A 23,289-nucleotide genomic window follows, 5' to 3' on the forward strand; every position below is an offset into this window, starting at 1 on the left:
TACGATTTAGCAGAGAGCTGTGTTTTTGATAAACAGTTGCTTGGGCCTATTCACTGCGGCTGACTTAAAGTCAGCACCCCTTCTCCCGAAGTTACGGGGTCATTTTGCCGAGTTCCTTAACGAGAGTTCTCTCGCTCACCTGAGGCTACTCGCCTCGACTACCTGTGTCGGTTTGCGGTACGGGTAGAGTATGTTTAAACGCTAGAAGCTTTTCTTGGCAGTGTGACGTCACTAACTTCGCTACTAAACTTCGCTCCCCATCACAGCTCAATGTTATAGAACTAAGCATTTAACTCAATTCACACCTCACTGCTTAGACAGACTCTTCCAATCGTCTGCTTTAGTTAGCCTACTGCGTCCCTCCATCACTACATACTCTAGTACAGGAATATCAACCTGTTGTCCATCGGATACACCTTTCGGTCTCTCCTTAGGTCCCGACTAACCCAGGGCGGACGAGCCTTCCCCTGGAAACCTTAGTCTTACGGTGGACAGGATTCTCACCTGTCTTTCGCTACTCATACCGGCATTCTCACTTCTATGCGTTCCAGCACTCCTCACGGTATACCTTCTTCACACATAGAACGCTCTCCTACCATACCTATAAAGGTATCCACAGCTTCGGTAAATTGTTTTAGCCCCGGTACATTTTCGGCGCAGGGTCACTCGACTAGTGAGCTATTACGCACTCTTTGAATGAATAGCTGCTTCTAAGCTAACATCCTAGTTGTCTGTGCAACCCCACATCCTTTTCCACTTAACAATTATTTTGGGACCTTAGCTGGTGGTCTGGGCTGTTTCCCTTTCGACTACGGATCTTAGCACTCGCAGTCTGACTGCCGACCATAATTCATTGGCATTCGGAGTTTATCTGAGATTGGTAATCCGGGATGGACCCCTCACCCAAACAGTGCTCTACCTCCAAGAATCTCTAATATCGACGCTAGCCCTAAAGCTATTTCGGAGAGAACCAGCTATCTCCAAGTTCGTTTGGAATTTCTCCGCTACCCACAAGTCATCCAAGCACTTTTCAACGTGCCCTGGTTCGGTCCTCCAGTGCGTCTTACCGCACCTTCAACCTGCTCATGGGTAGGTCACATGGTTTCGGGTCTACGTCATGATACTAATTCGCCCTGTTCAGACTCGGTTTCCCTACGGCTCCGTCTCTTCAACTTAACCTCGCATCATAACGTAACTCGCCGGTTCATTCTACAAAAGGCACGCTCTCACCCATTAACGGGCTCGAACTTGTTGTAGGCACACGGTTTCAGGTTCTATTTCACTCCCCTCCCGGGGTGCTTTTCACCTTTCCCTCACGGTACTGGTTCACTATCGGTCACTAGGGAGTATTTAGGGTTGGGAGATGGTCCTCCCAGATTCCGACGGGATTTCTCGTGTCCCGCCGTACTCAGGATACTGCTAGGTACAAAGACTATTTTAAATACGAGGCTATTACTCTCTTTGGCTGATCTTCCCAAATCATTCTTCTATAATCTTTGAGTCCACATTGCAGTCCTACAACCCCGAAGAGTAAACTCTTCGGTTTGCCCTTCTGCCGTTTCGCTCGCCGCTACTAAGGCAATCGCTTTTGCTTTCTCTTCCTGCAGCTACTTAGATGTTTCAGTTCACTGCGTCTTCCTCCTCACATCCTTAACAGATGCGGGTAACAGGTAGTACCTGTTGGGTTCCCCCATTCGGAAATCCCTGGATCATCGCTTACTTACAGCTACCCAAGGCATATCGTCGTTTGTCACGTCCTTCTTCGGCTCCTAGTGCCAAGGCATCCACCGTGCGCCCTTATTAACTTAACCTTATTTTTCTGACCTTTCAGTCATAAACTCTTATTAATACTACAGCGTTTTCGGTTTATTTTCTTGTTACTATTTGATATAGATATTCAATTTTCAATGTGCATTACTTGGTGATCTCTCACCAATGGAGCCTAGCGGGATCGAACCGCTGACCTCCTGCGTGCAAAGCAGGCGCTCTCCCAGCTGAGCTAAGGCCCCACAAGACCTCTCAAGACTAAACAAGACCAATGCGCAGTTCCTTATCCTTAGAAAGGAGGTGATCCAGCCGCACCTTCCGATACGGCTACCTTGTTACGACTTCACCCCAATCATCTATCCCACCTTAGGCGGCTGGCTCCTTACGGTTACCTCACCGACTTCGGGTGTTACAAACTCTCGTGGTGTGACGGGCGGTGTGTACAAGGCCCGGGAACGTATTCACCGCGGCGTGCTGATCCGCGATTACTAGCGATTCCGACTTCATGTAGGCGAGTTGCAGCCTACAATCCGAACTGAGACTGGCTTTAAGAGATTAGCTTGCCGTCACCGGCTTGCGACTCGTTGTACCAGCCATTGTAGCACGTGTGTAGCCCAGGTCATAAGGGGCATGATGATTTGACGTCATCCCCACCTTCCTCCGGTTTATTACCGGCAGTCTCGCTAGAGTGCCCAACTGAATGATGGCAACTAACAATAGGGGTTGCGCTCGTTGCGGGACTTAACCCAACATCTCACGACACGAGCTGACGACAACCATGCACCACCTGTCACCTCTGTCCCGAAGGAAAACTCTATCTCTAGAGCGGTCAGAGGGATGTCAAGACCTGGTAAGGTTCTTCGCGTTGCTTCGAATTAAACCACATGCTCCACCGCTTGTGCGGGCCCCCGTCAATTCCTTTGAGTTTCAACCTTGCGGTCGTACTCCCCAGGCGGAGTGCTTAATGCGTTAGCTACGGCACTAAACCCCGGAAAGGGTCTAACACCTAGCACTCATCGTTTACGGCGTGGACTACCAGGGTATCTAATCCTGTTTGCTCCCCACGCTTTCGAGCCTCAGCGTCAGTTACAAGCCAGAGAGCCGCTTTCGCCACCGGTGTTCCTCCATATATCTACGCATTTCACCGCTACACATGGAATTCCACTCTCCCCTCTTGCACTCAAGTTAAACAGTTTCCAAAGCGTACTATGGTTAAGCCACAGCCTTTAACTTCAGACTTATCTAACCGCCTGCGCTCGCTTTACGCCCAATAAATCCGGACAACGCTCGGGACCTACGTATTACCGCGGCTGCTGGCACGTAGTTAGCCGTCCCTTTCTGGTAAGATACCGTCACAGTGTGAACTTTCCACTCTCACACTCGTTCTTCTCTTACAACAGAGCTTTACGATCCGAAAACCTTCTTCACTCACGCGGCGTTGCTCGGTCAGACTTCCGTCCATTGCCGAAGATTCCCTACTGCTGCCTCCCGTAGGAGTCTGGGCCGTGTCTCAGTCCCAGTGTGGCCGATCACCCTCTCAGGTCGGCTATGTATCGTCGCCTTGGTGAGCCGTTACCCCACCAACTAGCTAATACAACGCAGGTCCATCTGGTAGTGATGCAATTGCACCTTTTAAGCAAATGTCATGCAACATCTACTCTTATGCGGTATTAGCTATCGTTTCCAATAGTTATCCCCCGCTACCAGGCAGGTTACCTACGCGTTACTCACCCGTTCGCAACTCATCCAGAGAAGCAAGCTCCTCCTTCAGCGTTCTACTTGCATGTATTAGGCACGCCGCCAGCGTTCGTCCTGAGCCAGGATCAAACTCTCATTAAAAGTTTGAGTTCTCACTCATTTCTGTCACTGACAGATTTATTGTTTTTTCATTGTTCAGTACTACAACAGTTGTTGTAGTGCCCTGCACATTGGTTCGTCTTGTTCAGTTTTCAAAGGTCTTTGTCACTCGCTTCTCTCAAGCGACAACTATATTAGTATATCACAGCCGCTTTCGCTTGTCAACACTTTTTTGAAACTTTTTTAAGTTTTTTTCATCAAGTGTTACAACCGTAACATACCCATAGTCCGTACGGGATTCGAACCCGTGTTACCGCCGTGAAAAGGCGGTGTCTTAACCCCTTGACCAACGGACCAGAGTTGTTATTTTCAACTCTTACTATTATACCGACTTTTCAAACTTTGTCAACACCTTTTTTTAACTTTTTTAAGTTTTTCAAGTACAGTTTTTCAAATTATAGTAAAAAGAGCCAGAATTATACTGACTCTCCTATTGATTATTAAACTTAGAAGCACGTTCTTCTCCCCACCAATAAGGGATTAGTTCTGCGACTTTAACTGTTTTTCTTGTATCATAGTCCATCATGAATTCTGCATCTTTATTTTCAGCATTCAGTTCTAAAAGGAATTCTCTACAAGCACCGCAAGGCATGGCTGAACTTCCACCATAAGGTGGTTTATCTCGAAAGGCTAATACTTTCTTAACCTTAGTTTGTCCTGAAAATTGGTACATATTGAAGAGGGCCGCCCGCTCTGCGCAGAGATGGAAAACACCACAGGTTCCCTCCATACAGAAACCTGTAAATATTTGTCCATCTTCTGCTTCTACTGCGGCCACAACATGGTTAGCGTAAACAAAATCAGATACTTCATGTGGATTGTATAGTTTCTGTGCTTCTTCGTGCATCTTTTCCCAGATGTCCATTGTTGTACCCTTCTTACTTAGAGATTTCCTTTAACATATTTTCGATATGCTGGATTGATTTTTCACGACCTAGCAAGAAGATCGTATCTGGCAATTCTGGTCCATGCATTTCACCTGAAACAGCGATACGAATAGGCATGAAAAGATTTTTCCCTTTAATCCCTGTTTCTTTTTGGACTGCTTTAATTTGTGGGAAGATATTCTCTGTCACAAATTCATCATCTGTCATCGCCTCAAGTTTTGCTTTGAAGGCTTCGAGAACTGTTGGAACTGTTTCACCCGCCATAACTTCGCGCTCTGCTTCTGTCAATTCTGGGAAATCTGAGAAGAAGAGATCTGTCAATGGGATAATCTCATCTACTGATTTCATTTGTGGTTTATAGAGCTCAACTAATTTTTCAGCCTTGTCAGTTAAACGGCCTGCTTCCTCTAAGAATGGTTTTGCCATTTCAAAGATAGTTTCTAGGTCTGCATTCTTGATATAATCATTGCTCATCCAGTCGAGTTTTTTCTGGTCAAAGGCTGCTGGAGACTTGCTGAGGCGGTTTTCATCGAAAAGTTTAATGAGTTCTTCACGAGAGAAGATTTCATCTTCGCCACCTGGGTTCCAACCAAGAAGAGCAATAAAGTTAAAGACCGCTTCTGGAAGGTAACCCTTCTTACGGTAATCTTCGATAAATTGAAGTGTATTAGTATCACGTTTAGATAACTTCTTACCAGTCTCAGAGTTGATAATCAAGGTCATGTGACCGAACTCTGGAGCTTCCCAACCAAGTGCTTCATAAACCATAAGCTGTTTTGGTGTGTTAGCAATATGGTCATCTCCACGGATAACATGAGAGATTTGCATATCGTGGTCATCGATAACAACGGCAAAGTTGTAAGTTGGATAGCCGTCTTTCTTTTGGATAACCCAGTCACCACCGATATTGCCACCTTCAAATTCGATATCACCTTTGACCATATCATGCCACTTGTAGATACCTGACTCATTGACAGCCAAACGAACAGTTGGGATGATCCCTGCTGCTTCACGTTCTGCGATGTAAGCTGCTTTCTCCTCTTCACTCATACCAAGGTATTCATTGATGTAACGAGGGGTTTCACCAGCTGCTTCTTGGCGTTCGCGTTCAGCTGCCAACTCTTCTTCTGTAACATAAGATTTGTAGGCTTTTCCTTCAGCTAGCAATTGGTCAATGTATTTTTGATACAAGTCCAAACGCTCAGACTGGCGGTAATTTTCATGTGTTTCTGGGCTTTCATCCCAATCCATACCTAACCAACGAAGGTTTTCAAGCTGTGAACGTTCCCCATCTTCGACATGACGTTTACGGTCAGTATCTTCTATACGAATAATAAAAGTTCCACTATGATGACGTGCATACAAGTAGTTGAACAATGCTGTACGGGCATTCCCGATGTGTAGTAGTCCTGTTGGACTTGGTGCGTAACGTACGCGGATATCTTTTGACATAGTTTCTCCTATAAAGTCTCTAGGCGTCTGCCTTTTTGCTCTCTATATTATATCACAAGTCTTGGCTGAGTCCAATTGCTATGAATAAAGAGAGTAAAAAGAGTGGACAAACCACTCTTTTCTTCTATTATAGACGTGCGTTAAGTTCTTTGCTTAATTCTTCAAATCCTGGTTTTCCAAGAAGGGCGAACATGTTACGTTTGTAAGCTTCAACACCTGGTTGGTCAAATGGGTTGATGGCGTTCAAGTAACCAGAAAGGGCGATAGCCAATTCGAAGAAGTAGATAGTGTAACCAAGAGTGAAGGCGTCTTGCTCTGGAAGAGTCACGTACATGTTTGGTACATCACCATCTGTGTGGGCAAGAAGAACACCATCAGTCGCTTTTTTGTTTACAAAGTCAACGTCTTTTCCTTGAAGGTAACCAAGTCCATCAAGGTCTTCTTCCAATGTAGGAATAATAACGTTTTTACGAGGTTTGTCAACACGAACAACCGTTTCAAACATGATACGAGTTCCTTCTTGGATAAATTGACCAAGTGAGTGCAAGTCAGTTGAGAAGTTGGCTGAAGTTGGGTAGATACCTTTTTGGTCTTTCCCTTCTGATTCACCAGCCAATTGTTTCCACCATTCTGAGAAGTACTGAAGTGATGGCTCATAGTTTACCAAGATTTCAGTTGCATAGCCTTTACGGTAAAGGATGTTACGAACTGCTGCGTATTGGTAAGCTTCGTTTTCAGAGATTTTATCTGAAGTGTAGTCTTTGCGAGCTGCATTCGCACCTTCCATAAGGGCTTTGATATCAGCTCCTGATGCAGCGATTGGAAGCAAACCAACGGCTGTCAATACTGAGAAGCGTCCACCGATATCATCTGGAACAACAAATGTTTCCCATCCGTTAGCGTCTGCTTCAACCTTAACAGCACCTTTTTGGCGGTCAGTTGTGGCATAGATACGTTTGTTTGCTTCTTCTTGACCGTATTTCTTAACCAAGAGTTCTTTGAAAACGCGGAAAGCAATGGCTGGTTCAGTTGTTGTACCTGATTTAGAAATCACGTTTACTGAGAAGTCTTTGTCTGCAACATACTCTACCAAGTCAGCAAGGTAAGTAGATGAGATTGAATTTCCTGCGTAAAGGATTTGTGGAGCCTTGCGTTCTTCTTTTGTTTGCAAGTTAGCAAAGTGGTGGTTCAAGAAGTCGATTGCTGCTTTGGCACCAAGGTAAGATCCACCGATACCGATTACAACCAAGACATCGCTGTCTGATTTGATTTGCTCAGCAGCTTTCAAGATACGGTCAAATTCTTCACGGTCGTAGTTTTCAGGAAGATCCAACCATCCCAAGAAGTCGCTACCAGCACCAGTTCCTTTACGGATCAATTCATCTGCTGCTGTTACTTGTGATTGCATGTATTCCACTTCATGTGGTGCAACAAATTTGTCTAAGACTTTTGAATAATCAAATTTAATATGTGACATGTTATTCCTCCAATATTTCTTCTTTTCTATCATAACGCTTACCTTCGTTTTTTTCAAGTTTTTTATCGAATTTCTCCAATTTTTATCAGAATTCAAACGTTTGCGTAAAATCCCACATTCCAAAAATTTTGAAAAAATAAAAGAAAGAACGACTAGATGTTCCAGTCGTTACAGTTCATTCAATAAATACTCAAATAATTCTAAATTACCATCTTCTTCATTAACCAGAAACTCTGGATGCCACTGCAAACCGATAATGCGGTGCTCATCGATAGACTCAATCGCTTCGATGGTCTGGTCTCTTGGATCAATAGCAGTTACACGGAAATTAGGTGCCAAATCTTTAATGCTTTGACGATGGACAGAGTTGACCTGACTTTCTTTCCCAAATAGCTTGGCCACCACGCTTCCTTCCACTGTCTCAATAGAGTGAGATGTTCCGAAAGGTAGGCCTTGCCAGTGACCTTCGATTTCTTGATTGAGGGTTCCACCAAAGGCAACATTGACAAGTTGGACACCGCGACAGATTGCCATAATTGGTTTATTCTGACGAAGCGCTTCTTTCAGGAGAGCCAGTTCAAACTCATCACGTACTAGATTGTAATCATCGCTCTCGATGGTCTTTTTCTCTCCATAAAACTGAGGATGGACATTTTGACCGCCTGTCAAGATAAGTTTGTCAATCATTTCTACATAATCGCGTACAACTGACTCATCACCAACAGGAATGACTAAAGGGAGACCGCCGACTTGACGAATGCTCTCTGCGAATCTACAAGATACAGATGAATGAATGTTTTTGCCTTCTGCATCTACGGGACATAGATTTGCAGCAACTCCTACAACCGTTCTAGGCATGATGTCTCTCCTTTCGAATACTAGCGATAGTCCTATCATATCACTCAAAACGCCTTTCGTCTAATATGTTTTTTTTAAGGCTGTGATAAAAATTTTTTATGGACAAGAAAAAGCTGCCCACATAGGACAACTTTTTTCTTATTCAAAAACAAATTGATTGTGATAGAGTTCTGAATAGAATCCACCTAGCTTCAAGAGTTCATAGTGGTTACCACGTTCAATGACTTCTCCATCTTTAAGGACAATAATCTGATCAGCATTGAGGATGGTCTTCAAACGGTGGGCAATGACGAAACTAGTTCTGCCTGCTACAACCGCCTCCATGGCATGCTGAATCTTGCTTTCTGTCACCGTATCTACGTTTGAAGTGGCTTCATCGAGAATGAGAACTTCTGGATCTGTCATCAGGGTTCGAGCGATAGAAATCAATTGTTTTTGCCCTGTTGAGAAGATGCTCTGGTCATCATCGATAAGAGTATCGTATTTGTCAGGTAAGCTTTCGATATAGTCATGAATATGGGTTGCCTTGGCTGCTGCCTCAACCATTTCTTGACTAGCATCTGGCACACCGAAACGGATATTGTCTCGAATCGTTCCGCTAAACAAGACCGAATCTTGCAAGACAATCCCCACCTTGCTTCTAAGACTATCTAAATCATAGTCACGGATGTCTTTGCCGTCAAAATAAATACCACCAGCATCAACATCATAAAAGCGATTGATGAGGTTCATAATAGTCGTTTTCCCTGACCCAGTCGGACCAACAACTGCTGTCATCTGGCCTTTAGGGGCAGAAATGCTGACATCTTTCAAAATAGGTTTATCAGGTAGGTATGAAAAATCAATATGACTAATTTCAACACCTTCTTGCAACTGAGTGAAGACCGGAGCCTTTTCAGGTCGGATTTCTTCCTCTGCGTCAAACATTTCCTGAATCCGTTCAGCCCCCGTAAAGGCTAACTGAAGGCTTCCCCAACTAGCTGCAACTTGGATAATAGGCTGGTAGTACTGCTGTGAAAATTGGGCAAACATAACAATCAAACCTAGGGCTGTACTTGTTTCAATAGACTTATCATTCAAAAGTACAGCTGAACCAGCAAAGATGACGATGGCTGTGTTAACCAAACTCATACCATTCATGACAGGGAAAAGAATTCCTGAGAACATTCTTCCTTTAAAGGTTGCCTTGCGCACGCGCTCATTTTGTTCAAGAAATCCTGCCATCATATCCTCTTGAATTCCTTGCACAATCACGGCTTTTTGGCCTGAAATACTCTCGTCCATATAGGCGTTGAGTTCCCCTACCTCTTTCTGCTGGAGGTTGGTGTATTTGCGTGCCATTTTTACAATAAAAATCAGCATAAGGAAGGCCACTGGTGTGCTGGCAATAGTGATGAGGGCCAGGGTCACATTTCTCGAAAACATGACAAGAATCAGACCGATATATAAAACAATATTGCTCATGACCTGAATCAAACTTTCGTTAAAGGCTTGGAGGATATTATCCAAATCACTGGTAAAACGAGACAGTATATCGCCATCCTGTCGGCGGTCAAAGAAAGAAACCGTTAACCGAGCAAGCTTACCGAAGAGACCTTTGCGCATCTCGTTGGTCGACTCCGCAATCACGCGCGTCATGAGACACATGTATATCACACTAGAGATAAATAGAACCAAAACCAGCAGACCAAGATTGAACATGATTCCTGATAGGCTTTGCCAAACAAGTTCTGGATTGCCATCTTGATAAGCTTGAACTAAATTGGCTAGCTCTGTTACTGCTTGTCCAGAAAAGACCGGAAAGAGAGCTTGGGCAAGAGTAGCCAGAACAATCATCAGGATGACAACTACAAATGATAGCTTATAGACTTTAAAATAATTCCAAAAAAATTGAACTGTCTTCATTTTACTCCTCCTTTCCTTTCTGTGTTTCGTAGATTTCACGGTAAACGGCATTGTTGGCAACCAAGTCTGCATGCGTACCTTGACCAATCAATCGTCCTTGATCTAGAACCAAGATTTTATCTGCATGAACAACCGAGCTAATCTTTTGAGCGATGATAATGGTTGTCGTCCCTTTCAAGTCCTTATTCAAGGCTTCTTGAACCAGGCGCTCTGACTTGGCATCCAAGGCCGAGGTCGAATCGTCAAAAATCAGAATACGTGGATTGCTGACAATTCCACGAGCAATCGACATCCTTTGCTTTTGCCCACCAGAGAAATTGGTTCCCCTTTCCTCAACTGGACTTTCAAAGGTTTTCTCCATACGATGAATGAATTCACTAGCTTGGGCAATATTTGCTGCGCGCTCCATTTCAAATAGAGTAGCATCTCCCTTACCCTGTCTCAAGTTATCTGCAATCGTTCCACTAAAGAGAATGGCACGTTGGAGAACGATAGAAACTGTTTTACGCAGGGTCCCTTCACTCACTTCTCGAATATCCTTGCCACCGATTTTGATAGCCCCTTCCTGCGGGTCAAAGAGACGTGGAATCAATTGAGCCAAGGTTGATTTTCCTGCACCAGTCGCTCCAACGACACCAACCATTTGACCAGGTTCAATAGTAAAGCTCACATCTTTCAGCATCGGTTCCTTGTCCATTGGATAGGTAAAGGTCACATTTTCAAAGCTAAGACTTCCGACCAACTCTTCATCTGGGACATCCTTGAAGGTCATGGCTGGCTCTGCGTCCAGAATTTCTCGAATACGACGCATAGAAATCATAGCACGACTGACAGAATTCCCCAAAAATCCAACCATGACAATGGTAAAGATAATCTGGCTTAGGTAATTGACAAAAGAAGCAATGGAGCCAACAACAGACGGATCCGACTGAACCATGCCAGCAACCAGCCAAATAGAGAGGAATACTGCCCCATAACCGACCAACATCATGAAAGGTTCCACTACTGAAAAGGCATAACCGATGTAAAGGTTTTGACCGAGAAGCTCGTCTGAAACCTCCGTAAACTTAGCAAACTGCTCTTTTTCTTGGACAAAGGACTTGACCACGCGAACGCCACGCAAATTTTCCTTGGCAATGGCATTGATGCGCTCAAGAAGGGTTTGAAACTTGGCAAAACGAGGCCCCATCATTCCCATCATGACAGCAGTCAAACCAAAAATTAAGATCACCATGAGAATAATTACCCACCATAGAGAAGGAAGGGTTTGAACTGCAAGAATAAACGAACCGATGAACAAGAGGGGAAGTCTGAAAAGAATTTGGAAGGTCATCATGACGACATTCTGAATCTGGTTGATATCATTTGTCATGCGAACGACTAGATTTCCCGCATTAAATTGTTCAATATTAGCATAAGAAAATGTTTGGATTTTACGGAAGGCATCCTCTCGAAGGTCGGATGAAACTCCTTGGGCAATATAGGCTGCGAGGACAACATTGAGCCCACCAGCAACTAGACCGACCAAAGCCACACCAATCAACCAAGCCCCGATACTATAAATTGCTTCATATTTCCCAGCAAGTAGGGCGTCTAACACTTCCTGCAGGTAACGCGGTTGCAAAAGTGAACTGGCAACCATCAAGCCTGTCATCAGGAGCGAAGCCAAGGCCTGCCACTTGTAGGTTTTTATTTTCTGAATCAGCATACTTTCTCCTTAAAAAATAGACAAAAGGGAGCGACAATGCGTCAGCTCCTTTTCATTCTGTTTGTGTGATGTTATTCTAGCAAAAAAGTGGGTGATTGTCAAAGAAGTCTCCTTGATACAGCTAGACTAACTAGTGAGTCTTGGTTTTATAGTTTCTGTTTTAACTCAACTAAGACATTCATAGCCTGCATAGGTGTCATATTGTAAACATCCAGTTTAGCTAATTCTTCTAGGATAGGATGTTCTTCAGTCGTATCAAAGAGTGAAATCTGTTCTGTGACAGCACTTGTTTGCCTCACGGGAGCAGGACTTTCTGTCCCTTGATTCTCTAACTGAGTCAAAATCTTATCCGCCCTTGCTAAAAGGTCTGCCGGCAAGCCAGCAATCTTGGCAACATGGATACCGTAGGATTTATCAGCTGGCCCTGGTTCAATCTTGTGAAGGAAGGTAACCTGCCCATCCTGTTCCAAAGTTGCCACGTGGACATTGACTAAGTGTTCCAAGCTAGACTCCAGACTAGTCAACTCATGGTAGTGGGTCGCAAAGAGGGTCTTGGCTCCGATATGTTCATGAATGTATTCGATGATGGACTGAGCAAGAGCCATACCATCATAAGTTGCAGTTCCCCGTCCCAATTCATCAAAGAGAATCAAGGAATTTTTGGTTGCATACGAAATGGCATTATTGGCCTCCATCATCTCCACCATGAAGGTTGATTGACCTGAAACCAAGTCATCGGCTGCTCCGATACGGGTAAAAATTGCATCAAAAATCGGTAAATGGGCACTTTCTGCTGGCACATAAGAACCCAACTGGGCCATAACTGCCGTCATGGCTAACTGACGCATATAGGTTGATTTCCCACTCATGTTGGGCCCTGTAATCAGTTGAATACTGGTATCTTCTGCCATCTGAATCGTATTGGGAATATAGGTCTGAGCCCCCATGACCTTTTCAACGACAGCATGGCGCCCTTTCTGGATATCAATTCGCGAATCATCTCCGAATTCAGGTCGAATCAAATGCTGGGTTTCAGCAACAACTGCGAGACTTTGCAGGACATCAACTGTCGCAATTCCTTGGGCTAGAGCTTGTAAACGTTGGATGTACTTGCTGACCTCTTCACGAATACGCATAAAAATTTCGTACTCTAGATTGACTGACTTCTCACGTGCCTCCAACATGTCGCCTTCGATACGAGCTAATTCCTCGGTACCGAAGCGTTCTGAGTTTTTCAGCGTCGCCTTGCGGAAAAAGTGAGCAGGCACATTTCCCAGTTGTGAATTGGTCACATGGAAATAGTAGCCATCCTTTTTATTGTAGTCAATCTTAAGCGTGCTGATACCAGAGTTTTCGCGTTCCTTAGCCTCAATCTCAGCAATCCAACCAGTCCCTTCTCTGAGAACGCGACGGTACTTGTCTAAAGTCTCATCAAATCCAGTTCGGATAATTCCCCCATCTGTAATCACATGAGGAGCTTCAGGAGCAATCGCTGCGCTAATCAAACTCTCCAACTCAGGGATTTCATCCAATTGTTCGATGAGATAGACTAGAGCAGGTTGCTCCATCCCTTCTAAAATCGCACGAATCCGTGGCACACTAGACAAGGTAGTCGCCAGCTGCAAGAGATCCTTGGGATTGGTTTTTCCAAAAGAAACTCGACTAGCCAAGCGTTCGATATCATAAACACCCTTGAGACTGTCTGTCAAATCACTGCGCTCAAAGAAATGGTCAAGAAAGACCTGCACCACTTCTTGGCGTTGGACGATTCGTTCCTTATCAATCAAAGGACGATGAATCCAAGAACGCAAGAGACGCATACCCATAGCCGTTTTGGTTTCATCCAAAAGCCAGAAAAGACTGCCTTGCTTCTTGCCTGAACGGGCATTCTCAACCAAATCCAGACTAGCCTTGGTCGCATAATCCATCTGCAAGAAATCTTTGATTTCATAGCGGATAACAGGCTTGAGGTGGTTCAATTCCCTCATCTGGGTCCGATGAACATACTGGAGTAGCTTACTAGAGGCCGATTGCTCCACAGCTGCCAATCGTGAATCCAGTAAATGAAGGTCTTCAAAGCCTTCTTTTTCATAAGAGAGCACCAGATTCATCTGACGACTGAGGATTTGTTCTTCTTCCTCAGACAGGTCATAACCCAGCACCACTTCTCGCGCCTTGAGATTACGGATTTCCCCACAAACCAGCGTGAAATCCAAAAGACCTGTCACATAAAAGTCACCCGTCACCAGGTCCATATAAGCTAGGCCAAATTGATTGCCATCACGGTCTATGGCAACCAAAAAATTATTCTGACTGTCCGGCTTACTGCTATCGACCACTGTCCCTGGCGTAATGACCTGAACAACCTCTCGTTTCACAACCCCAACTGCTTGTTTAGGATCTTCCATCTGCTCTGCGATAGCCACCTTATAGCCCTGCTCAATCAAGACATCGATATACTGTTGGGCAGAATGATAGGGAACACCCGCCATAGGAATCGGATTGTCGGCATTCTTGTTGCGACTCGTTAAGGAAATTTCCAGAATCTGCGCAGCATTGACCGCATCCTCATAAAATAATTCATAAAAATCACCCATCCGAAAGAGCAAAAAAGCATCTGGATATTGCTTTTTAATATCCACATACTGTTGCATGCCGGGTGATAGCTTTTCTGTCGCCATTTTCCGTCTCTCCTTGTCAAAAATAAGTCTTGAGAGCAACTCCCAAGACCTTACTTATCTTTCATCAAATCTAGCAAACGATCTTCCATGAGTTTGGCAACGTGCTGGTCTCGACAAATGACCAATAAGGTATTGGCACCAGCAACTGTTCCTAAAATCCATTCATCCTTGTTTGCATCTACAATATTTGCCAAAACAGAGGCTTCTCCCAGTTTGGTATGAAGCACCAAGGTAAACTCTGCTCTTGCAACACCTTCTAAATGATGAGACAAAAATTCCACCAAATCAATCTTTTCTGTCTCATTTGCTAGTACATAATACACCATATCATTTTTCTTGACCTTGGTCAAGCCGATTTCGCGCAAATCACGAGACAGGGTTGTCTGCGTCACAAAAACATTGTGCGCCTCCAACCGATCTTGAATTTCTTTTTGTGTACTTAATTTCTCCTCAGTAATCATTTTTTTTATTAACTGATGACGATCTCTTTTTCTCATAAAATCCTCTTATGTGAATATTTATAACTATTTTTATAACTATATTATACCAAAAAAATAGGAGATTTCAAAAATTTTTTCTTCTTTCTTTAAAATTGTGATAAAATAGTAGAAAAGTCCAAAAAGGAGCTCTTAATGAATACAAAAGAATTGATTGCTAGCGAATTGGCTAGCGTCATTGATAGCCTGGACCAAGAGGCTATTTTAAATTTACTGGAAACCCCTAAAAACTCAGAAATGGGAGACATTGCTTTCCCTGCTTTTTCACTTGCAAAAGTCGAACGTAAGGCACCTCAAATGATTGCGGCTGAACTGGCTGAAAAAATTAACAGCCAAGCCTTTGAAAAGGTTGTTGCAACAGGACCTTACGTTAACTTTTTCCTTGATAAATCTGCCATTTCTGCTCAAGTATTGCAAGCTGTTATCACTGAAAAAGAACACTATGCTGACCAAACTATTGGCAAACAAGAAAATGTTGTGATCGATATGTCTAGTCCCAATATCGCTAAACCATTCTCTATTGGTCACCTGCGCTCAACTGTTATCGGAGATAGCTTGTCACATATCTTCCAAAAAATCGGTTATCAAACGGTCAAGGTCAACCATTTGGGAGACTGGGGGAAACAGTTTGGGATGTTGATTGTTGCCTACAAAAAATGGGGCAACGAAGAAGCTGTAAAAGCTCATCCAATCGATGAACTTCTTAAACTCTATGTCCGCATCAACGCTGAGGCTGAAAATGACCCAAGTTTGGATGAAGAAGCACGCGAATGGTTCCGTAAACTTGAAAATGGAGACGAGGAAGCTCTCGCACTTTGGCAATGGTTCCGTGATGAAAGTTTGGTGGAATTTAACCGCCTTTACAATGAATTGCAAGTCGAATTTGACAGCTACAACGGAGAAGCCTTCTACAACGATAAGATGGATGCAGTTGTAGACATTCTTTCTGAAAAAGGCCTTCTTGTTGAATCAGAAGGTGCCCAAGTTGTGAATCTTGAGAAATATGGAATTGAACATCCAGCCCTTATCAAAAAATCTGATGGTGCAACTCTCTACATCACACGTGACTTGGCTGCAGCTCTTTACCGTAAAAACGAATACCAATTTGCTAAATCTATCTATGTCGTTGGTCAAGAGCAATCTGCCCACTTTAAACAGCTCAAAGCTGTCTTGCAAGAAATGGGCTACGACTGGAGTAACGACATTACTCACGTTCCTTTTGGTTTAGTTACAAAAGAGGGGAAAAAACTCTCCACTCGTAAAGGGAATGTCATCTTGCTAGAACCAACTGTTGCAGAGGCCGTTAGTCGTGCCAAGGCCCAAATCGAGGCTAAAAATCCTGAACTTGAAAACAAAGACCAAGTAGCCCATGCTGTTGGGGTTGGAGCCATTAAATTCTATGACCTCAAAACCGACCGTACAAATGGATACGACTTCGACTTAGAGGCTATGGTATCCTTCGAGGGTGAAACTGGACCTTATGTTCAATACGCCTACGCTCGTATCCAATCTATCTTGCGCAAAGCAGACTTCAAACCAGAAACAGCTAGCAACTATAGCTTGAATGATGCTGAAAGCTGGGAAATCATCAAACTCATCCAAGACTTCCCACGTATTATCAACCGTGCAGCGGATAACTTTGAACCTTCTATCATTGCTAAATTTGCAATTAGCCTGGCTCAAGCCTTTAACAAATACTATGCACATACACGTATCTTGGATGAAAGCCCAGAACGCGACAGCCGTCTAGCTCTTAGCTACGCAACTGCAGTTGTTCTCAAAGAAGCCCTTCGCTTGCTTGGAGTAGAATCGCCTGAGAAGATGTAAATCGTTACAAGAGACTGGAACTAAAGTTCCTAGTCTCTTGACGGCAATCGCTATATGGCGAATTGCCTAAACGCTTCACTAGTTTTAGGACATAAATATGATCGATTTATGTCCTAAAACGTCGTAATCTTAAAGTTATTGGAACTAAAGTTCCCAATTGTTAGACGCTAGCTGCTTATATGCGGACTAGCTAACTGCTTCACTAGTCATGGTGATTTGGTTAGGCTCATGTCGTAATCTTTTAATTACTTGATTGCAAAGTAGTCTAAGTAACTAACGCCAAATTCTATTAGGTATTTGGCTAGGCGCTTCACTAGTTTTAGGACATAAATATGATCGATTTATGTTCTAAAACGTCGTAATCTTAAAATTATTGGAACTAAAGTTCCTAATTGTTAGACGTTAGTCGCTTATATGCGGACTAGCTAACTGCTTCACCAGTCATAGTTTCTAAATATAATCGATTTAGAGACCATGACGTCGTAACTAGAGACACTTGCCTAAACGCTTCACTAATTCACCAAACCAAATAGTATCAATTGGGTTTGGTTCATGTCATAATCTTTTAATCACTTTATTGTAAAGTAGTCTAAGTAACTAACGCCAAATCCTATCAGGTATTTGCTTAGACGCTTCACTAATTCAATCTACTCACTACTACTTCCTCACTATCCAAGGAGATATTCTATGAGCCAATATGCTTATGTCCTCGTTGTAATTAGCTTGGTGTTCCTTTTTCTGCTCAATAAGTACGAGAAGGAGAGACTTCAAAGGCTCTACCAAGAACAACTTTTGAAGGATGAAACATTTAGGACTGATATCAAAGAGAAAATTCACACGACTGAAAATATCAATGATGTCATTGCTTACATCAATAAAACTTATCATCTGGGAATGTTGCTATCAAAAGACATTACAGATCAATTGAAATAAACCTAGCCATTCTTTAAGAAATATGAAAACCGAGACTAAGAGTTTAATACTTAGCCTCGGTTTTTGTGTATTTCTGAAGTCACAAAGCCACCACTCCCCAGCAATGAAAGTGCAAAATCCTCTAAAATATGATAGAATAAGGGAAAGGACTCTATTAAGGAGGAAATCATGGAAAAACAAACCGTCGCCGTCTTGGGGCCTGGTTCTTGGGGAACTGCCCTTTCACAAGTCTTAAATGACAATGGACACGAGGTACGTATTTGGGGAAATCTTCCCGAGCAAATCAATGAAATTAATACCTATCATACTAACAAGCACTACTTTAAAGATGTCGTTCTAGATGAAAGTATCATTGCCTACACCGACTTATCAGAGGCATTAAAAGATGTAGATGCGATTTTGTTTGTTGTCCCAACAAAAGTGACACGACTTGTTGCCCAACAAGTTGCACAAACCTTAGATCATAAGGCTATCATCATGCACGCATCAAAGGGATTAGAACCTGATAGCCATAAACGATTATCAACCATCCTTGAAGAAGAAATTCCTGAACATCTCCGCAGTGATATTGTCGTTGTTTCAGGCCCTAGTCATGCAGAAGAGACCATTGTGCGTGACCTGACTTTAATCACTGCTGCTTCTAAAGATTTACACACAGCTCAATACGTTCAAGAACTCTTTAGTAATCACTACTTCCGACTTTATACCAATACGGATGTTATCGGGGTCGAAACCGCTGGTGCTCTTAAAAACATTATCGCTGTCGGTGCTGGAGCCTTACATGGTTTAGGATTTGGTGACAATGCCAAGGCAGCCATCATCGCTCGAGGCCTGGCAGAAATTACCCGCCTAGGAGTAGCACTTGGGGCCAGTCCATTGACCTATAGTGGCTTATCCGGTGTAGGAGACTTGATCGTAACGGGAACCTCCATCCACTCTCGTAACTGGAGAGCCGGAGATGCTCTTGGTCGTGGAGAATCTCTAGCTGATATCGAAGCCAATATGGGCATGGTAATTGAAGGAATTTCGACGACCCGAGCAGCCTATGAACTAGCGCAAGAACTTGGAGTCTATATGCCCATTACACAAGCCATTTACCAAGTTATCTACCACGGAACCAATATCAAAGATGCCATTTATGACATCATGAACAATGAATTTAAAGCAGAAAATGAGTGGTCTTAACCCTCTAGAGAAAGGATTCTTATGGCACTGAAAGTTAGAAAAGCAGTCATTCCTGCCGCTGGACTAGGAACTCGATTTTTACCAGCAACCAAGGCTCTTGCCAAAGAAATGTTGCCAATTGTAGACAAACCAACTATCCAGTTCATCGTGGAAGAGGCTCTCAAATCAGGTATTGAAGATATTCTGGTTGTCACTGGTAAATCAAAACGTTCTATTGAGGACCACTTTGACTCAAACTTTGAGCTTGAATACAATCTTAAGGAAAAAGGCAAAACGGATTTGTTAAAATTGGTAGATGAAGCAACTGGTATGCGCCTCCATTTCATTCGCCAAACTCACCCTCGTGGTCTTGGAGATGCTGTCTTACAAGCCAAAGCTTTTGTAGGGAATGAGCCCTTCGTTGTTATGCTGGGTGATGACCTTATGGACATCACAGACGAGAATGCCGTTCCTTTGACAAAACAACTGATGAATGATTACGAAAAGACACACGCCTCAACCATTGCTGTCATGCCTGTACCACACGAAGACGTTTCATCATATGGAGTTATCGCTCCTCAAGGTGAAGGGATTAACGGTCTTTATAGCGTTGAAACTTTCGTTGAAAAACCAGCTCCAGAAGAGGCTCCAAGTGATCTAGCTATTATCGGTCGCTATCTTCTGACACCAGAAATTTTTGAGATCCTCGAAAAGCAGGCTCCTGGTGCTGGAAATGAAATCCAGCTTACCGATGCTATTGATACGCTTAATAAAACACAGCGTGTTTTTGCCCGTGAATTTACAGGAGCTCGTTACGACGTTGGGGATAAGTTCGGCTTTATGAAAACATCTATTGACTACGCCCTCAAGCACCCACAAGTCAAAGATGATTTGAAGGATTACCTCATCCAGCTTGGAAAAGAATTGGCCGAGAAAGAATAACATAAAAAGATAAGGTTCGAAAAATTCCTTATCTTTTTTCATTACACAAATTTTCATCCCATCCCCCTGTAGAGAAGCAAGACTGCGAGTCCTACGAACAACACTAACGCTACCAGTCTCTGACTAGCGCTATACATCCGTCTTTCTCCTCGAACTGGAAAGATAACTGCTAGAAATGCTCCACCGACTGCACCACCGATATGGCCTGCTAGGCTGATTCCTGGAATCAGAACACTTCCAATAATGTTAACCACAAAAAGTGTCAGATAGGATTGTCCCAACTGCTGGATATAAGGATTACGCGTTGCATAGCGAAGAACAATAATTGCAGCAAATAGCCCATAGAGAGAAGTCGAGGCTCCTGCTGCTAAGGATTTGGGACTAAATACAAAAACAAAGAGATTGCCCATCATTCCAGATAAGAGATAGAGAAAGAAAAACTGCTTAGAACCGAAAATCTCCTCTACTTGCCTACCAAGATAATAGAGCGAAAGCATATTAACAATGAAATGCTCCCACCCAATATGAACAAAAATGGCAGAGAAGAGACGCCAAACCTGCTCAGGAAAGAGGCGAATGACAGGCCCATACATGGCTCCAAATCGAAATAGGGTATCTGCCCTATAAAAGTTTCCTCCTGTGGTCACCAACATTAGTAGAAATACCAAGGCCGTCACTAAGAGAAAGAAACTCGTCACAGGGTAACGCCTATCAAAGATTCCTTTCATCAATCAGTACCTCCTGAACAGGAATATCATGATTTTCAGGGCTAAAGTCCCGAATTTGACAAGGATAAACCGTACTCAAAGTATGACCAGTAAACTGTTCCAGATAGCGGTCATAATAACCTCCGCCATAGCCAATTCGATAGCCCCTTATCGTAAAAGCCAGCCCCGGAACATGAATCAAATCAATCTGAGAGGCATCCACCACTTCCAAATTTCCCTGTGGTTCCAGTAATCCAAAGGAAGTTTTTACCAACTGCTGCGGATCATATACCACAAAGTCCATGCGCCCCTTGGGATAAGTTTTGGGTATCAGAACCTTCTTGCCGTCCTTCAGCGCCTGCTCAATCAGTTTCTGCGTTTGAAACTCATGAGGAAAAGAGAGATAGGTTGCGATGACCTTGGCTTCTTGGTAGAAGGGATGTTGTAACAATCGCTCGGTTAAAGTTTGATTTAAAGCCTGTTTTTGCTCTTGAGATATAGCCTTCATTTCTTGCAATACTTGCTTGCGTAATTCTGCTTTCATAGCCAATTCCTCTACTCTGCTGCCTTCTTTTTCAGGAAACTAGAGACCGCATCCACCCCAATAGATAAAGCCTCTTCCTTAGGACTCATTTGAGGGTGATGAAGAGCGTAGGGACTATCGATACCTAGCCAAAACATAACACCATCAACCTTTGAAAGAAGATAACCAAAGTCTTCACCTGTCATAGCAGGCTCGATATCAATCAGCTCGATTCCGTCTTTTTCTTCAAAGAAATCCATCAGTTCACGCGCCAAGGCTGGATGGTTCTCAACAGGTAGGTATCCACCTTGTTTGAGTTCCACTTCGATTTCCATATCAAAGGCAGCTGCAACTCCTTCTGCAACTGTTTTGACCCGCTTTTGCACCAAGAGACTCATATCTTGAGTCAAGGCCCGAATAGTTCCATGCAAAAAGGCTGTATCTGTGATAACATTGTTGGTTGTTCCAGCTTGGAAAACTCCAAAGGTCACCACTGCTCCCTCGATTGGGTTGACATTACGGCTGACAACTGACTGCACCTGGGTCACAAAGTAACTAGCAGCCACCAAGGCGTCATTGGCTTCATGTGGAAAGGCTGCATGGCCACCTTTACCTTTGAAACGGATCTTCACCTCGCAAGTTCCTGCAAAGAGTGTATGAGTATTGGTCGCAATCTGCCCGACTTTCAAATCTGGCCGAACATGAAGCCCATAAAACTGGTCTGGCAACCAGTCTCCAAAAGCGCCATCCTCATACATGAGCATGCCACCAGCTTCATTTTCTTCAGCAGGTTGAAACAGAAAGAGCAGATTGTTCTTTGGTTGCTCCTCAAGGGCTCGCTCAAGACAGCCCAAAGCAATGGTCATGTGGAAATCATGTCCACAAGCATGCATACGACCTTGGTGCTGAGAAGCAAAAGGAAAACCTGTTTGTTCAACGATAGGCAGGCCATCAATATCTGTTCGCCAACCAATGGTTCGCTCTGGTTGACTTCCCTGCAAATAAACCAAAATCCCTGTCCGCCAAGTACGAACTTGGACAAAATTCTTACCCGCAGTCAATTTTTCAATCACATCCAGCAAGTAAGCCTGAGTCTTGAACTCCTCCAAGCCAATCTCTGGAATCTGGTGCAAATCTCGTCTAGTCTGAATCAAATCTAACATCTATCTATCCTCCTATATAGCAGAAAGAGGCTGGAAAAAGGGTTCCGCCTCTATTTTTCTTTTACAATTACAAGGTACGAAGCGCATCTTCTAGCGCTGTTTTTTGTTGGGTTTGGGCATCAATCTCTTTGATGATACGAGCTGGAACACCTGCTACTACCACGTTTTCTGGAACATCTTGGGTAACAATAGCTCCTGCTGCGACAACTGAACCACTACCGATTTGGACTCCTTCGATAACCACTGCATTAGCACCGATAAGAACATTGTCTCCAACACGGACTGGTTCAGCGCTAGCTGGCTCAATCACACCTGCAAGAACGGCACCTGCACCAACGTGACTGTTTTTCCCAACGATAGCACGGCCACCAAGGATAGCACCCATGTCAATCATAGTTCCTGCGCCAATTTCAGCACCGATATTGATAACCGCTCCCATCATGATAACAGCATTGTCACCAATTTCAACCTGATCACGGATAATAGCACCTGGCTCGATACGAGCGTTGATAGCACGTTTATCTAGCAAAGGAACTGCAGAATTACGAGCATCTTGCTCAACAACATAATCTTGATTTTCTACCAAACCATCAAGAAGCGGAGCCACGTCCTTCCAGTCTCCAAATAGGACATTCCCTAGTTTGACAACAGAGCTTGGTACAGCAGTTGCGAGTTGTCCCTCAAAGGTTACTTTCACACTGGTTTTCTTTTCAGCATTGGCGATAAATTGGATAATTTCTTGTGCGTTCATTTTTGTAGCAGTCATAAAAGGCCTCTCATTCTTTATAATGATACCTATTCTACCAAAAAAGGCCTCAAATTTGAAGCCTTTTTGTCTGTTTTTAGGTATGATTTTTTAGGGATGTGAGATAAAACGTGCTGTCGGTAAAAGCAAGCCCCTACCGATACAACCTAAAAACAATCTTCACAACTATCTCCCC

The 23,289-nt window shown here is 43.6% G+C and carries 16 protein-coding genes, 2 tRNA genes and 2 rRNA genes (1 of these 20 only partly in view); 4 read left to right on the forward strand and 16 right to left on the reverse strand.

Annotated elements, in window-relative coordinates; translation table 11 throughout:
- The 12 genes from HWX15_RS07000 to argR form a co-directional block, all read right to left on the reverse strand.
- Positions 1 to 1,811 (reverse strand): 23S ribosomal RNA (locus HWX15_RS07000) (it extends 1,091 nt beyond the left edge of the window).
- 125 nt (positions 1,812 to 1,936) lie between these two features.
- Positions 1,937 to 2,009: transfer RNA gene (locus HWX15_RS07005), tRNA-Ala, on the reverse strand.
- A gap of 51 nt (positions 2,010 to 2,060) precedes the next feature.
- Positions 2,061 to 3,606, reverse strand: a 16S ribosomal RNA gene (locus tag HWX15_RS07010).
- The 16S and 23S rRNA genes sit together here with 2 tRNA genes alongside, the layout of an rRNA operon.
- 242 nt (positions 3,607 to 3,848) lie before the next feature.
- A tRNA-Glu gene (locus tag HWX15_RS07015) sits at positions 3,849 to 3,920 on the reverse strand.
- 134 nt (positions 3,921 to 4,054) lie between these two features.
- Positions 4,055 to 4,489 carry a cytidine deaminase family protein gene (locus HWX15_RS07020; protein ID WP_175880656.1) on the reverse strand — a complete coding sequence of 145 codons (435 nt, stop codon included), beginning with the start codon at positions 4,487 to 4,489 and terminating at the stop codon, positions 4,055 to 4,057.
- Positions 4,490 to 4,502: 13 nt separating this feature from the next.
- Positions 4,503 to 5,963 carry a glutamate--tRNA ligase gene (gene gltX, locus HWX15_RS07025; protein WP_175880657.1) on the reverse strand — a complete coding sequence of 487 codons (1,461 nt, stop codon included), beginning with the start codon at positions 5,961 to 5,963 and terminating at the stop codon, positions 4,503 to 4,505.
- A 127-nt stretch (positions 5,964 to 6,090) separates the two neighbouring features.
- The gene (locus HWX15_RS07030; RefSeq protein ID WP_000018269.1) at positions 6,091 to 7,440 is read right to left on the reverse strand and encodes a glucose-6-phosphate isomerase; all 1,350 of its coding nucleotides are present in this window, start codon (positions 7,438 to 7,440) and stop codon (positions 6,091 to 6,093) included.
- A gap of 168 nt (positions 7,441 to 7,608) precedes the next feature.
- On the reverse strand, positions 7,609 to 8,298 hold the full coding sequence (locus tag HWX15_RS07035) for a gamma-glutamyl-gamma-aminobutyrate hydrolase family protein (protein WP_001138351.1): 690 nt from the start codon (positions 8,296 to 8,298) through the stop codon (positions 7,609 to 7,611).
- 138 nt (positions 8,299 to 8,436) lie between these two features.
- Complete coding sequence (gene patB, locus HWX15_RS07040) at positions 8,437 to 10,203, reverse strand: multidrug efflux ABC transporter subunit PatB (protein ID WP_175880658.1); 1,767 nt, start codon at positions 10,201 to 10,203, stop codon at positions 8,437 to 8,439.
- 1 nt (position 10,204) lies between these two features.
- Positions 10,205 to 11,911: a multidrug efflux ABC transporter subunit PatA gene (gene patA / locus HWX15_RS07045; protein WP_175880659.1), complete on the reverse strand. Its 1,707-nt coding sequence runs from the start codon at positions 11,909 to 11,911 to the stop codon at positions 10,205 to 10,207.
- Between the two features lie 146 nt (positions 11,912 to 12,057).
- Positions 12,058 to 14,592, reverse strand: coding sequence for a DNA mismatch repair protein MutS (gene mutS / locus HWX15_RS07050; protein ID WP_175880660.1), 2,535 nt, complete (start codon positions 14,590 to 14,592; stop codon positions 12,058 to 12,060).
- A 50-nt stretch (positions 14,593 to 14,642) separates the two neighbouring features.
- Positions 14,643 to 15,089: an arginine repressor gene (gene argR, locus HWX15_RS07055; protein ID WP_001231476.1), complete on the reverse strand. Its 447-nt coding sequence runs from the start codon at positions 15,087 to 15,089 to the stop codon at positions 14,643 to 14,645.
- A 135-nt stretch (positions 15,090 to 15,224) separates the two neighbouring features.
- On the opposite strand from argR, the gene argS reads away from it, so the two are divergent.
- The 4 genes from argS (at position 15,225) to galU (ending at position 19,955) form a co-directional block, all read left to right on the forward strand.
- Positions 15,225 to 16,916 carry an arginine--tRNA ligase gene (gene argS / locus HWX15_RS07060; protein ID WP_175880661.1) on the forward strand — a complete coding sequence of 564 codons (1,692 nt, stop codon included), beginning with the start codon at positions 15,225 to 15,227 and terminating at the stop codon, positions 16,914 to 16,916.
- Positions 16,917 to 17,603: 687 nt separating this feature from the next.
- Entirely contained in the window at positions 17,604 to 17,849 is a 246-nt protein-coding gene (locus HWX15_RS07065) for a hypothetical protein (RefSeq protein ID WP_033679559.1), read from the forward strand.
- Between the two features lie 168 nt (positions 17,850 to 18,017).
- Complete coding sequence (locus HWX15_RS07070; protein WP_175880662.1) at positions 18,018 to 19,034, forward strand: NAD(P)H-dependent glycerol-3-phosphate dehydrogenase; 1,017 nt, start codon at positions 18,018 to 18,020, stop codon at positions 19,032 to 19,034.
- Between the two features lie 21 nt (positions 19,035 to 19,055).
- Positions 19,056 to 19,955 (forward strand): UTP--glucose-1-phosphate uridylyltransferase GalU, encoded by a 900-nt coding sequence (gene galU / locus HWX15_RS07075; protein WP_175880663.1) that lies wholly within the window; start codon positions 19,056 to 19,058, stop codon positions 19,953 to 19,955.
- Between the two features lie 53 nt (positions 19,956 to 20,008).
- Here the strand turns inward: galU and HWX15_RS07080 are convergent, their stop codons facing one another.
- The 4 genes from HWX15_RS07080 to dapD all read right to left on the reverse strand — a co-directional run bounded on the left by HWX15_RS07080 (position 20,009) and on the right by dapD (position 23,114).
- Positions 20,009 to 20,683: a rhomboid family intramembrane serine protease gene (locus HWX15_RS07080; RefSeq protein WP_175880664.1), complete on the reverse strand. Its 675-nt coding sequence runs from the start codon at positions 20,681 to 20,683 to the stop codon at positions 20,009 to 20,011.
- Positions 20,667 to 21,206: a 5-formyltetrahydrofolate cyclo-ligase gene (locus tag HWX15_RS07085; protein ID WP_175880665.1), complete on the reverse strand. Its 540-nt coding sequence runs from the start codon at positions 21,204 to 21,206 to the stop codon at positions 20,667 to 20,669. Before HWX15_RS07085 ends, HWX15_RS07080 begins: the two co-directional genes overlap by 17 nt.
- 11 nt (positions 21,207 to 21,217) lie before the next feature.
- The gene (locus HWX15_RS07090) at positions 21,218 to 22,348 is read right to left on the reverse strand and encodes an N-acetyldiaminopimelate deacetylase (RefSeq protein ID WP_175880666.1); all 1,131 of its coding nucleotides are present in this window, start codon (positions 22,346 to 22,348) and stop codon (positions 21,218 to 21,220) included.
- 67 nt (positions 22,349 to 22,415) lie between these two features.
- The gene (dapD, locus tag HWX15_RS07095) at positions 22,416 to 23,114 is read right to left on the reverse strand and encodes a 2,3,4,5-tetrahydropyridine-2,6-dicarboxylate N-acetyltransferase (RefSeq protein ID WP_000127460.1); all 699 of its coding nucleotides are present in this window, start codon (positions 23,112 to 23,114) and stop codon (positions 22,416 to 22,418) included.
- Positions 23,115 to 23,289: the final 175 nt, after the last annotated feature.

The sequence above is a fragment of the Streptococcus thalassemiae genome, from assembly GCF_903645285.1.
GTDB lineage: Bacteria > Bacillota > Bacilli > Lactobacillales > Streptococcaceae > Streptococcus > Streptococcus thalassemiae.

What these genes read in the sequence shown, in the direction of transcription:
- HWX15_RS07020 (WP_175880656.1), bottom strand. Translation starts at nt 4,489, where the DNA reads ATGGACATCTGGGAAAAGATGCACGAAGAAGCACAGAAACTATACAAT.
- gltX (WP_175880657.1), bottom strand. Translation starts at nt 5,963, where the DNA reads ATGTCAAAAGATATCCGCGTACGTTACGCACCAAGTCCAACAGGACTA.
- HWX15_RS07030 (WP_000018269.1), bottom strand. Translation starts at nt 7,440, where the DNA reads ATGTCACATATTAAATTTGATTATTCAAAAGTCTTAGACAAATTTGTT.
- HWX15_RS07035 (WP_001138351.1), bottom strand. Translation starts at nt 8,298, where the DNA reads ATGCCTAGAACGGTTGTAGGAGTTGCTGCAAATCTATGTCCCGTAGAT.
- patB (WP_175880658.1), bottom strand. Translation starts at nt 10,203, where the DNA reads ATGAAGACAGTTCAATTTTTTTGGAATTATTTTAAAGTCTATAAGCTA.
- patA (WP_175880659.1), bottom strand. Translation starts at nt 11,911, where the DNA reads ATGCTGATTCAGAAAATAAAAACCTACAAGTGGCAGGCCTTGGCTTCG.
- mutS (WP_175880660.1), bottom strand. Translation starts at nt 14,592, where the DNA reads ATGGCGACAGAAAAGCTATCACCCGGCATGCAACAGTATGTGGATATT.
- argR (WP_001231476.1), bottom strand. Translation starts at nt 15,089, where the DNA reads ATGAGAAAAAGAGATCGTCATCAGTTAATAAAAAAAATGATTACTGAG.
- argS (WP_175880661.1), top strand. Translation starts at nt 15,225, where the DNA reads ATGAATACAAAAGAATTGATTGCTAGCGAATTGGCTAGCGTCATTGAT.
- HWX15_RS07065 (WP_033679559.1), top strand. Translation starts at nt 17,604, where the DNA reads ATGAGCCAATATGCTTATGTCCTCGTTGTAATTAGCTTGGTGTTCCTT.
- HWX15_RS07070 (WP_175880662.1), top strand. Translation starts at nt 18,018, where the DNA reads ATGGAAAAACAAACCGTCGCCGTCTTGGGGCCTGGTTCTTGGGGAACT.
- galU (WP_175880663.1), top strand. Translation starts at nt 19,056, where the DNA reads ATGGCACTGAAAGTTAGAAAAGCAGTCATTCCTGCCGCTGGACTAGGA.
- HWX15_RS07080 (WP_175880664.1), bottom strand. Translation starts at nt 20,683, where the DNA reads ATGAAAGGAATCTTTGATAGGCGTTACCCTGTGACGAGTTTCTTTCTC.
- HWX15_RS07085 (WP_175880665.1), bottom strand. Translation starts at nt 21,206, where the DNA reads ATGAAAGCAGAATTACGCAAGCAAGTATTGCAAGAAATGAAGGCTATA.
- HWX15_RS07090 (WP_175880666.1), bottom strand. Translation starts at nt 22,348, where the DNA reads ATGTTAGATTTGATTCAGACTAGACGAGATTTGCACCAGATTCCAGAG.
- dapD (WP_000127460.1), bottom strand. Translation starts at nt 23,114, where the DNA reads ATGACTGCTACAAAAATGAACGCACAAGAAATTATCCAATTTATCGCC.